The sequence below is a fragment of the Paenibacillus arenilitoris genome (assembly GCF_014705655.1).
Lineage (GTDB): Bacteria > Bacillota > Bacilli > Paenibacillales > Paenibacillaceae > Pristimantibacillus > Pristimantibacillus arenilitoris.
On record NZ_JACXIY010000035.1, the window covers coordinates 1 to 12,156 of the forward strand.

General features: G+C 53.2%; 10 protein-coding genes. 2 read left to right on the forward strand and 8 right to left on the reverse strand.

The genetic code is table 11. From position 1 onward, the window contains the following. Positions 1-283: 283 nt before the first annotated feature. Together IDH41_RS24475 and gyrA are read right to left on the reverse strand one after the other, a co-directional pair. A complete protein-coding gene (locus tag IDH41_RS24475) occupies positions 284-1,357 on the reverse strand; it encodes an HD-GYP domain-containing protein (RefSeq protein WP_190865816.1) in 1,074 nt (357 codons plus the stop codon). Between the two features lie 41 nt (positions 1,358-1,398). Next, positions 1,399-3,888: a DNA gyrase subunit A gene (gene gyrA, locus IDH41_RS24480; protein ID WP_190865818.1), complete on the reverse strand. Its 2,490-nt coding sequence runs from the start codon at positions 3,886-3,888 to the stop codon at positions 1,399-1,401. Positions 3,889-4,198: 310 nt separating this feature from the next. Here gyrA and IDH41_RS24485 point away from each other — a divergent pair, with 310 nt between their 5' ends. Next, complete coding sequence (locus tag IDH41_RS24485; RefSeq protein WP_190865820.1) at positions 4,199-4,978, forward strand: YheC/YheD family protein; 780 nt, start codon at positions 4,199-4,201, stop codon at positions 4,976-4,978. Positions 4,979-5,011: 33 nt separating this feature from the next. Here IDH41_RS24485 and gyrB read toward each other — a convergent pair whose 3' ends face one another. The 6 genes from gyrB to dnaA all read right to left on the reverse strand — a co-directional run bounded on the left by gyrB (position 5,012) and on the right by dnaA (position 11,328). After that, positions 5,012-6,922 carry a DNA topoisomerase (ATP-hydrolyzing) subunit B gene (gene gyrB, locus IDH41_RS24490; RefSeq protein WP_190865822.1) on the reverse strand — a complete coding sequence of 637 codons (1,911 nt, stop codon included), beginning with the start codon at positions 6,920-6,922 and terminating at the stop codon, positions 5,012-5,014. A 46-nt stretch (positions 6,923-6,968) separates the two neighbouring features. Then, on the reverse strand, positions 6,969-7,220 hold the full coding sequence (remB, locus tag IDH41_RS24495) for an extracellular matrix regulator RemB (RefSeq protein WP_012772007.1): 252 nt from the start codon (positions 7,218-7,220) through the stop codon (positions 6,969-6,971). A 35-nt stretch (positions 7,221-7,255) separates the two neighbouring features. After that, a complete protein-coding gene (gene recF, locus IDH41_RS24500) occupies positions 7,256-8,365 on the reverse strand; it encodes a DNA replication/repair protein RecF (protein ID WP_190865824.1) in 1,110 nt (369 codons plus the stop codon). 19 nt (positions 8,366-8,384) lie between these two features. Beyond that, positions 8,385-8,600: a S4 domain-containing protein YaaA gene (gene yaaA, locus IDH41_RS24505; RefSeq protein ID WP_190865826.1), complete on the reverse strand. Its 216-nt coding sequence runs from the start codon at positions 8,598-8,600 to the stop codon at positions 8,385-8,387. Positions 8,601-8,641: 41 nt separating this feature from the next. After that, entirely contained in the window at positions 8,642-9,784 is a 1,143-nt protein-coding gene (dnaN, locus tag IDH41_RS24510; protein WP_190865828.1) for a DNA polymerase III subunit beta, read from the reverse strand. 191 nt (positions 9,785-9,975) lie between these two features. After that, positions 9,976-11,328, reverse strand: a complete 1,353-nt coding sequence (gene dnaA / locus IDH41_RS24515) for a chromosomal replication initiator protein DnaA (RefSeq protein ID WP_190865830.1) — start codon at positions 11,326-11,328, stop codon at positions 9,976-9,978. Positions 11,329-11,911: 583 nt separating this feature from the next. Here dnaA and rpmH point away from each other — a divergent pair. Further along, positions 11,912-12,046, forward strand: coding sequence for a 50S ribosomal protein L34 (rpmH, locus tag IDH41_RS24520; RefSeq protein WP_087572533.1), 135 nt, complete (start codon positions 11,912-11,914; stop codon positions 12,044-12,046). Positions 12,047-12,156: the final 110 nt, after the last annotated feature.

The following is a 12,156-nucleotide window of genomic DNA, read 5'->3' on the forward strand; positions in this document are numbered from 1 at the left end:
TATCGCTTTTCCATTAATCCATGCGGATTAACGGGGCAGTTTCACTCGTTGTTCAGTTTTCAAAGAACAAGCTTTTCTATCGCGTCGGCGCTATGTCTCAGCGGCGACTTTGATAATATATCACGTTTGCCTATTCGATTGCAAGCTTTTATTAAAATTATTTTTCGCCAACATCGAGCGCTCCGCTTCGCATTCCATAACAAATATAAAACGGCGAATTCGCTATACCGTTAGCAGCTGCTGCCAGCCGATTAACCGCATCTTGAATTCGCCGTCATCATTCTTACTTCAGCACCTCTTTAATATGGTACTGCCTCTCCAGCGTGAGATTAACGATCGTCCCGTCTATGGAAACCCAAGGCCTCGTCGGATGCGCGCGATCGGTAAATATGATTTCGCCGATGCGATCGTCGCTAAGCTTGACGACCGTGCCATTATGAAACTGGGTCGCCTTCTCTACGAACGTCCGCACATAGCCCGGATCCAGCTTGCCGAATGCGTCGCTCTGGATTTGCTCTAGCACCAGATACGGCGAAATCGCCTTTCGGTACGCTTTGTTCAAGGTCATCGCATGGAAAATATCCGCGATCGCCACGATTTTCGCGTAAGGATGGATTTTGGTCGCGTCGATTCCGAGCGGGTAACCGGACCCGTCGACCTTCTCGTGATGCTGCAGGGCGGCCATCTTGACCCCTTCATTCAAGGCGGGCACGTTTTTGAGCATTTGATACCCGATAACCGTATGCTTCATCATTTCTTCTTTTTCGTCCGGCGTGAGCGCGTTCGGTTTCGTCAATATCGCCTTGTCGATCTTCACGTTGCCGATGTCGTGCAGCAGTCCGGCGAACGCAGCCTGCATCCAATCCTTCTGCGGTAAGCCTACCCATTGCGCGATCTGATACGACGTTAACGCCGATGCGATGCTATTGTGCAGCAAATAGTCTTTTTCCGCGAACTGGCGCGGGGTAAAGGTGAGAAGATTATAGCTTCTCACGTTCTCAATCGTCTTCTCTAACTGCTTGCGGATGTCCATGACCGGCAAGCTGGAGCCTGCGGCGAAGGAGTTGAATACCCCGCGCAGCACCTGCACCATTTGATCGTACTCTCTGTGAAGGGGAGAGGAAACGAGCGTCATGCCCGTCTCCTGCGCCGGTTCTTCAGCTGCTTCATCCTGAGCTTTGCTCGCCGCGCCGCTGGCTTCAATCTCGACGGCGATGATCAGAAAAGCTTGTAAAATCTCAATTTCCTTCGGAGTTATGACCTTCCCCTTCTGTAACAGAACACTGCCAAGCGGAGTGAGGGCATCTTCACTGATTTTGTCGCCTGGCTTAAGCTGAGATAACGTTACCGCCGCCACTCGTGTCCTCTCCCCTTCAACCTTATTGCGGGACAACGGCTTTACTCTACTGTCTCTTCGCCGTTTTGCCCGTCTTGCTCCTCCCGGTCGTCCAATGCCTCGTTATCCTCGCTCCGAGCGACCCGGGTTACCGTTGCCACCGTATCGTCCTCGCGCGTATTAATGAGCTTGACGCCCTGCGTATTCCGGCCCATCGTCGAAATGCCGCTCATGCTCGTCCGGATCATCGTGCCCGAAGCCGTCATGATCATGAGATCCTCGTCGTTCTCGACGACCTTGAGCGATACGATCGGACCGTTCTTATCCGTGACGTTGAGCGTCTTGATGCCTTTGCCGCCGCGATTCTGAATCCGATAATCGGCGACAGGCGTACGCTTGCCGTAGCCTCTGGAGGTAACGATCAGAATGTCTCTGTCCGGCAAAATAACGTCCATGTCGATGACCGTATCGTCATCGTCCAATTGGATGCCCTTAACGCCGGTCGCGGAACGGCCCATCGATCTTACGTCCTGTTCGGAGTAACGGATCGACATGCCTTGCGCCGTCCCCATAATGATCTCCTGGTTGCCGTCGGTCAGCTTCACGCCGATCAAATCATCGTCCTCGCGAAGCGAAATGGCGATCAGGCCGATTTTGCGGATGTTCACGTAATCGTCGAGCGGCGTCTTCTTCACCACGCCTTGCCGGGTCGCGAAGAAGAGGTAATGCTCGGAATCGAAATCCTGAACCGGAATAACCGCGTTGATCGTCTCGCCCTGTTCGATTTGAATCAGATTGATGATCGGCGTGCCGCGCGCGGTACGGCTCAGATCCGGAATCTCGTATGCCTTGAGCTTGTATACCTTGCCCTTGTTCGTAAAGAACAGCAAGTAATGATGCGTATTGGAAACAAAAAGATGCTCGACGAAATCGTTATCCTTCGTATCCATGCCCACGACGCCTTTGCCGCCCCGCTTCTGGCTTCGGTAGGTCGAAACCGGCAGACGCTTAATATAGCCGGAGTGGGTAATCGAGATGATGACGTCTTCGCGCGGAATCAAGTCCTCGTCCAAAATCTCCTCGTCGCTCGCCGTAATCTCCGTTCGGCGTTCGTCGCCGAACCGTTCCTTCAGCTCCGCAAGCTCCGTGCTGATAATATCGAGCACGAGCTGCTCGTCCGCCAGAATCGCTTTGTATTCGGCGATCTTCTTCATCAGCTCGGCGTACTCCGCTTCGATCTTGTCGCGTTCAAGTCCGGTCAGGCGCTGCAAACGCATGTCCAATATCGCCTGCGCCTGCTCGTGGCTGAGGGAGAACCGCTCGATCAGCCCTTCGCGCGCTTCGTCGGCCGTCTGGGAGGAACGGATTAACGCGATTACCTCGTCCAAATGATCGAGGGCGATCCGCAAGCCCTCCAAAATATGCGCCCGGGCTTCGGCCTTCTTCAGGTCATACTCGGTACGGCGGCGGATGACTTCGATCTGATGCTGCAAGTAATGATAAAGCATATCCCGCAAATTCAGCGTTTTCGGCTCGCCGTTCACGAGAGCGAGCATGTTGACGCCGAAGTTGGATTGCAGCTGCGTATGCTTGTACAAATTGTTCAGCACGACGCCCGGATTGACGTCGCGGCGCAGTTCAATAACGACGCGCATGCCGTTGCGGTCCGATTCGTCGCGCAAATCGGTAATGCCTTCGATTTTTTTCTCGCGTACGAGCTCGGCGATCTTCTCGACCAGTCGCGCTTTGATCACCTGGTACGGAAGCTCGTGCACGACGATGCGCGCTTTGCCGCCGTTCTCCTCGATCGTCGCGCGGGCGCGCATCGTCACCGATCCTCGTCCGGTCAAATACGCCTGTCGAATGCCCTGGCGGCCCATGATGAAGCCGGCCGTAGGGAAGTCCGGGCCTTTTATATGGTCCATCAGTTCCACCGACGTAATGTCCGGATTGCCGATCAACGCTTGCACGCCGTCGATCACTTCGTTCAAGTTATGCGGCGGAATATTCGTCGCCATGCCTACGGCAATGCCCGTAACGCCGTTCACGAGCAGGTTCGGATAACGCGCCGGCAATACGACCGGCTCCATCTCCTCGCCGTCGTAGTTCGGGGCGAAATCGATCGTTTCCTTGTTGATGTCGCGCAGAAGCTCCATCGCGATCTTCGACAGGCGCGCTTCCGTATAACGCATCGCCGCCGCAAAATCGCCGTCGATCGAACCGAAGTTGCCATGCCCGTCAACGAGCATGTAACGCATCGAGAAATCCTGCGCCATCCGTACCATGGATTCATACACGGCAGAATCGCCGTGCGGATGATACTTGCCGATGACTTCCCCTACGATCCTCGCCGATTTCTTGTACGGCTTATCCGGCGACATGCCGAGCTCGGACATCGCAAATAAGATACGGCGATGCACCGGCTTAAGCCCGTCCCTAACATCCGGCAGGGCGCGGCTTACGATGATGCTCATTGCGTAATCCATAAAGGAATCTCGCATTTCCGTACCAATATCCCGATCTTTTATTGACATTCGTTGTTCTTCCGCCATGCTTTACCTCCCTGACGCCATCGATCGCTGCTCTCAAACAACCTAATCATTATATTACTTTCACAAAAACCGGACCGGTAAACCTTGATCGCCCGCGCTTTGCAATTCCTGTCCGTCTGCTGCAGCTTGCGGTTAATTGGGTTATTCCTCATTGTTCAAAAAAATAGGTGAAATACCTTTCGCCATCTACGAAATACCGCCATAAGATAAACAGACCCAACTTTCATTATATCATTCAATATAAAGTCTGTCTCCTGCATCCTTACCAATCACGAGAGCGAACAACCAGCGCGAGAGGAGTATCAACGCCTTGAGAATTCAACGCGTGAAGAGCAAATGGGCAAAAACGCAGGTTATGCAAAAATCGGACTATTTGCGTCAGTTTATGCCCGAAACGAGGCTGTTTAACCGCGGCAATCTGCAAGCCATGATCGAGACCTACGGCATGGTTTACGTCAAGCCGATCCATGGCACTTACGGCAACGGCGTCTGCCGGGTAGAGCGCACGACCGCGCCCGCTTTCGGTTACCGTTACCAGATTGGCAAGAAAGTACAATTTTTTCCGACATTCGAGCAGCTCTACCAAAGCCTCGCCGTCAGGCAGAAGCGGAACAGCCGTCATATCGTGCAAAAGGGAATCCACCTGCTGCGTCATCAGAAGCGGCGCTTCGATATTCGCGTCATGGTGCAAAAAAATCTCCAGGACGAATGGGAGGCTACCGGCATAATCGGCAGGCTGGGCCACCCCCGAAAAATCGTAACGAACTACCATAGCGGCGGGACGCCGATGGCCATCGAACGGCTTATGAGCGACCATACGAACGCCTCGGAGCTTGCCGCCTTCAAAACCCGGCTAAGAAAACTGAGCGTCGCGATCGCGAACAATCTGCAGACGGCTTACCCGAATATTAAAGAAATCGGCGTCGACATCGCGGTCGATACGCGTCTTTTTCCATGGGTCCTCGAGGTGAACACCTACCCCGACCCGTTCATCTTCCGCAAGCTCTCGGATCCGGGCATCTTTCAAAAAATGTACCGGTACGCGGTCGCCTATGGCCGCTTCGAAAGGAAAAGAAGCAGTCGGCCTTAAGCGGGCGACTGCTTCTTTTCCTTGGCGGTTAGCCTAAACGTCAAGATTCGTCACGTATTTGGCGTACTTCTGAATGAAATCTCGACGCGGCTCGACGTTATCGCCCATCAGCGTATCGAAGACGACATCCGCTTCGATCGCGTCCTCGATCGTGACCTGGAGCATGGTCCGGCTCTCCGGATCCATCGTCGTCTCCCACAGCTGCTCGGCGTTCATCTCGCCAAGTCCTTTATAGCGCTGTACGTTAACTTTCACGCCTTCGCCGAATTCGGCGATAATCTGGTCGCGTTCCTTCTCCGACTGAGCATACCGAATCACCTTGTTGCGCTCGATCTTGAACAGCGGCGGCTGGGCGATATAAATATAGCCCGCTTCGATGATTTGGCGCATGTACCGGTAGAAGAACGTCAGCATCAGCGTGCGGATGTGCGCGCCGTCGACGTCGGCGTCGGTCATAATTATGATTTTGTGGTAGCGCGCCTTGGACAGGTCGAAGTCGTCGCTGATCCCGGTGCCGAGCGCCGTAATGATCGCGCGAATTTCCGCGTTGCCGAGAATGCGGTCCAAACGGGCCTTCTCCACGTTCAAAATTTTGCCCCGCAGCGGCAATATCGCCTGGAAGTGGCGATCGCGCCCCTGCTTGGCGGAGCCGCCTGCGGAGTCCCCTTCGACAATGTACAGCTCGCTGATCGAGGCGTCCTTGGACGAACAATCGGCAAGCTTGCCCGGCAACGAGCCTACTTCCAGCGCGCTCTTGCGACGAGTGAGGTCGCGCGCTTTGCGCGCCGCCTCGCGGGCCCGCGCAGCCTGCAGGCCCTTCTCGACGATTTTGCGCGATACGGCCGGGTTCTCATCCAGAAACTCCTGAAACTTCTCCGCGAAGAACGATTCCACGATGCCCCGCACTTCGCTGTTGCCGAGCTTCGTCTTCGTCTGGCCTTCGAACTGCGGCTCGGGAATTTTGACGGAAATGATGGCCGTGAGGCCTTCGCGCACGTCGTCGCCCGAGAAGTTCGAATCGTTATCCTTGATCAGATTCGACCTGCGGGCGTAGTCGTTAATAATGCGCGTCAACGCGCTCTTTAAGCCGGACTCGTGCGTCCCGCCCTCATGCGTGTTGATATTATTGGCGAACGAATAAATATTTTCGCTATAGCTGTCGTTATACTGCAGCGCGACCTCTACATGAATATGATCCTTGGCGCCTTCGACATAAATCGGCGTTTCATGCAGCGCTTCGCGGTTTTTGTTCAGAAACTTGACGAACTCGATAATGCCGCCGTCGTATTTGAACGAGTTGGACACGCCGGTCCTCTCGTCGGTAAGGGTAATTTCGATGCCTTTATTCAAAAACGCCAGCTCGCGGATACGCGATTGCAGCGTGTCGTACTCGTAGACGGTCGTTTCCGTGAAGATCTCCGGATCTGGCAGGAACGTCGTTTTCGTGCCCGTCTCTTCGGTATCTCCGACGATTTTGATCTCGTACTGCGGAACCCCCTTGCGGTATTCCTGCTGGAAAATATGCCCTTGCCGCCTTACTTGAACGATAACCAACTCGGACAGCGCGTTGACGACGGAAACACCTACACCGTGCAGACCCCCGGATACTTTATAGCCCTCGCCGCCGAATTTGCCTCCCGCATGGAGCACCGTCATGACGACTTCCAGCGTCGATTTTTTCAGCTTCGCGTTCTCGCCGACCGGAATGCCGCGTCCGTTGTCGATAACGGTTATGCTGTTATTTTCATGAACAATGACATCAATCTTCGTGCAATAACCGGCCAGCGCCTCGTCAATGCTGTTATCGACAACCTCCCAGACGAGATGGTGAAGACCTTTGCCGCTTGTGGAGCCGATGTACATCCCCGGACGTTTGCGTACGGCCTCTAAACCTTCCAGGACCTGTATTTGACTCTCATCATACGTATGTTGATCCAAAGACATGCAAGTTCACTGCTCCTCTCAACTGCTCTTCCCGATCGCCTTCGCTCTAGCCGTTCGCCGCAAAATGATGGGCCCGTTTCTTCAGCGTAGAGGATGAAATCGGCGAATAATAGATTTTCTGCTTGGTCACGACGATCGATTTAGGCTCTTCCTCGCCGATCGTCTCGACGTCCTTGCGCTTGCGTGCTCCCGCTACGAATTGCTTGGATAGTTTAGAGGATTGTTCGATCGAAATATCAAAAATAGCCACCAACTCCGCAGCCCGAATAATTTTCTCGCCGCCTAAATGGATGTACATATCCTTCGCCCACCTCTCCTATTCGCTTTCGCGCGCTACCGGGTCACACGGCCGCCTTGCACATGATAGATACCGGCATCCTGAAGCCTGCTGACATTCACGCTTTCAAGGCCGGTCGTCGTTATAAACGTTTGTACTTTGCTTTGGAAGGTTTCGATAAGCTGCGTCTGACGGTTCTGATCGAGCTCCGAGAGCACGTCGTCAAGCAGCAATAGCGGATATTCCCCGATTTCTTCGTTAATGAGCTCGATTTCCGCCAATTTGAGCGACAAGGCCGTCGTGCGCTGCTGCCCTTGGGAGCCGAAAATTTGCGCTTCCTTGCCGTTGATAAAAAACGCCAGATCGTCGCGGTGAGGCCCCGCCAAAGTAACGCCTCTGCGAATCTCCTGATCTTTCACCTGTGTTAACTTTATCATAAATTGATTAAATAAAACAGATTCATCTTGCAAGGCGTCCGTATCGAACGACGGCCGGTATTCGATCGTCAGCCGCTCCGTTCCGTTCGTAATGCCCGAATGGATTTGCTCGGCGTACGTTTGCAGTTTATGAATAAAGTGTTCCCTTTTTTTCATAATTTTAACACCGTGCTCCGCCAGCTGCATATTCCATACGTCCAGCATCGTCGCGTTCGGTCCGCCCCCGTAGGACGCCTTCAAAAAATTGTTCCGCTGCTGCAAAACTTTGCCGTACTGCTGCAGCGTATGCAAATAGCCGGGTTGCACTTGTCCGATTTCCATATCGAGAAACCGTCTCCGTACCCCCGGCGTTCCTTTCACGATTTCCAGATCCTCCGGCGCGAACATGACGACGTTGACGGAGCCGATAAAATCGCTCAGCTTCCGCTGCTCCAGGCCGTTGATCTTCGCCTTCTTTCCCTGCGCGGAGAACAGCAGGTCGAGCTTGACCGTGCCGTACTTCTTATCTACGCTTCCCCCTATGCGGGCGGATTCACTCTGCCAGCCGATCAGCTCCTTGTCCTTCGACGTCCGATGCGACTTGGAGAGGGCGAGCACGAATATCGCTTCGAGCAGATTCGTCTTGCCTTGGGCGTTCGGTCCGAGAAATACGTTCACCTTGTTCGTCGTCTGCAGGTCAAGCTCGTCGTAATTACGGTAATTTTGCAGCTGGATGCTTGTTAAAAACACGATTCGACCTCCCGGTCCGTTACGCTTTACCTACCGTAAAGACGCCGCAGCCCTCAACTTCTACTTGATCGCCGGCATACAGCTTCCTGCCGCGGCGGTTATCCGCTTCCCCGTTAATGAGCACCTTGTTCTCCTGAAGAAAAAACTTCGCGTGCCCGCCGGTCGCGATGCAATCGGCCAGCTTCAGAAACTGGCCGAGCGTTATATATTTGGTCTGAATGGCGATTTCCTTCATCGTGATCGTCTCATTCCTTTCTAAGCCGTCGAAACCGGCTGTTAACCGGTCGTCCGGTACGGCAAAATGACGTACATGCTGTAGGCGTGATCCACCGGACGGATGATGATGGGGCTCATCGCGCCCGTAAATCCGATGAACAGCTGCTCGCTGTCGATGACCTTAAGCACGTCGAGCATATATTTGGAGTTGAACGCGATACGCAGCGGCTCGCCGTTGAATTCCTTCGCCTCCAGCTGCTCCGTCACCCGCCCGAGCTCGGTCGAGCTGGACGAAATTTCGATCGAGCCGTCCTCGAGCGTCATCAGGCGGACGATATTCGTTTTCTCCTCGCGCGACATCAGGTAAGCGCGGTCGATCGCGTCGGTTACGTTTTTTGTATCCAGAACGAGTTCTGTTTTGTAGGTTTGCGGAATAATCTTAGAAGTATCGGGATAGGTCCCGTCCAAAATCCGCGTGAAAAACAGAACGTTGTCGAGCTTGAAGAGCACCTGGTTATCCGCCACGACGATGTCGACAAGAGCGTTATGCTCCGGCACGAGCTTCGACAGCTCGATCAGCGTTTTGGCCGAAATGACGATATTGCTGAATTTGTATTCCTCGGGCGTGTCGACTTGCGACGTCCGGCTTGCCAGACGATGTCGATCGGTTGCGACGAATTTCAATTCACCGCCCGACAAGGTCCACAGCACGCCCGTCAAAATCGGCGTTTGTTCGCTGGTGGAGGCGGCCAGCACGGTCTGGCGGATCATCGCTTTCAATAGATCGCCCGGCATTTGAAGCGTATCGTTTTGTTCGATGGAGGGAAGTACCGGAAATTCCTCGGGATCGAGGCCGACCATTTGGATTTCCGTCGAACCGGATCGAATGATCGTTTGGAAATTGGCTCCTACGTCGATGACGACTTGGTCGGAAGGCAGTTTCTTGACGATTTCGACAAAAAATTTGGCGGGCAAAACGACGCTTCCGGGTTTATCCACATGTGCAATAACGTATTGATCCTTTTCCACAGGAATGAAGCTTTGGATCGAAATGTCGGTATCGCTTGCCGTCAGCGTTACGCCGAGATGCGTGACTTCGATTTTGATGCCGCCGAGAATGGGGATGGCCGGTCTGGAAGATGCGGCTTTGGCGACTTGTTGAATGGCGTCGTTCAATTCGTTTTTAGAGATGGATAATTTCATGGTTTCACTCCTAGCGCTCGTTTTGGGGAATGATTCGGTTTACCGCGTTTACGCGTGATTTACGATGTTTTTTAAAAGAATTTTAGTAGACGTAGTAGTAGGGCCGCTGGATATGTGGATAACCCTATGGAATACCGAGAAAGCAAGCCTATCCACATGTGCATAGCGTGTGCATAGGCTTGCTCGGTTGTTCACATATGATTTTTGATCTTTTCGGTCAGGTTCTGAACGATCTTGTACAGGTCCTGATCCACCTTAAGCTGCTGCGAAATTTTCTCGTGGGCGTGAATGACCGTCGTATGGTCGCGCCCGCCGAATGCCTCGCCGATCTTCGGCAAGGAGAAATCGGTCAGCTCGCGCGATAGATACATGGCGATCTGCCGAGGATAAGCGACGGCTTTCGTGCGCTTTCGCGCTTTGAATTCCTCCAGGCGCAAACCGTAAAATTCCCCGACTTTTGTCTGAATATCCTGGATCGTGATCATTCTCGGCCGGCTCGACGGGATGATGTCCTTGAGCGCTTCGGCTGCCAAATGCGACGAAATGTCGGCGTTGATGAGCGACGAGTAGGCGACGACCCGGATCAGCGCGCCTTCGAGCTCGCGGATGTTCGTGTCGATCTGGTTGGCGATATAGATCATCGCTTCGTTCGGGATATCGAGGTTCTCCGCGCGCGCCTTCTTGCGAAGAATCGCGATCCTTGTCTCCAGATCCGGAGGCTGAATATCGGTAATGAGTCCCCATTCGAAGCGCGACCGCAGCCGCTCCTCGAGCGTCGGAATTTCCTTCGGCGGCCGGTCGCTGGAGATGACGATCTGCTTCCGTTCCTCGTGCAGCGCGTTGAACGTATGGAAGAACTCCTCCTGCGTCTGTTCCTTGCCGGCCAAAAATTGAATGTCGTCGATCAGCAGCACGTCGATGTTGCGGTATTTCGTGCGGAAGCTCTCCCCGCGGTTGTCGCGGATCGCGTTAATGAATTCGTTCGTAAACTTCTCTGAAGAGATGTAGAGCACTCTCGTATTCGGGTTGTGATCCATAATGTAGTGCCCGATGGCGTGCATTAAGTGCGTCTTGCCGAGTCCGACGCCTCCGTACAGAAACAGCGGATTGTACGCTTTCGCCGGCGCTTCCGCCACCGCGAGCGAGGCCGCGTGGGCGAACCGGTTGTTGGCTCCGATGACGAATGTATCAAACGTATACTTCGGGTTAAGCATATGGGTATGCGTCTCTTCGGCCGCGACCGGCGGCTGCGCCGCTTTCGGCGGGAACTGGACGGCCGGCTCGGCGCTCTTCGGTTCTTCTATGGAAAAGCGAACGTCGATCTGTCTGCCCAAAAATTCGTACAGCGTCGTTCGTATCAGCTTCGTATAGCGGCCCTCCAGCCATTCGGCCGCAAACGTTGTCGGCGCGGTCACTTCGAGCAGCGATTCATCGACAAAATAAGCCTTCGTCGCTTTGAACCAGGTGTCGAAGCTAGGCTTGCTTAATTTTGTCTGAATGATCGACAACACTTGCTGCCATATATCGTAAGTATGGCTGTCCACAGACTGTCACTCCTTATCCTAATCGCCCAAAAGGCGCAGGTACGCGTAAAAATGTCGAATAGCCGGGTATTATAACGAATGCATCCACATTATGCAGAGAATTTTGCGAATGAGTTATAAATAGGGGATTAATTTGTTCACAATGTTATCCACAGACTGTTGATAAAAATGAGGCAACAACGATGTAATCCACAACGAAAACATAATTATCATAGCAAAAGATGCCTTGTATTTCAACGAATACACGGATTTTATCCACAAACTCAACCACTTGTGCATAAAAGTTATCTACACCACTACATATTGTTTATATCTTGTTAAGATTTCGACAAAGTTCGTTTTCGGCGCCTGTGGATTATGCACATGTTATTAGTTTCCTGCGGCGGTGGGCGACGCATGCGTTTATCCACAGCCCTTCGGAGAAAACATTTTCCAGCCGAATCGGAGGATGGGGAATCATTGACTTTTTACGGTGGGCGTGGTTTAATAAAAAAAGCGTTTTTTTCACCGCGAGAACAAATGAAGGCAGCGGCGGGTCGCCCGTCGATGCTTGGGAGTATGCCATAGTAGGAGGTGCAGATCGATGAGACCTACATTTAAACCGAATGTAAGCAAGCGCGCGAAAGTGCATGGATTCCGCAAGCGGATGAGCACAAAGAACGGACGTAAAGTTTTGGCAGCGCGTCGTCAAAAGGGAAGAAAAGTACTGAGCGCATAAGCAGAAGACCACGTCCGGTGGTCTTTTTTTTTTTTGAACATACAAACGAACCTCGCCAGCGCCGCTGCTTACGCCGGCGAATAGTTGGCGATACTTGAGTGAGAAGCTTG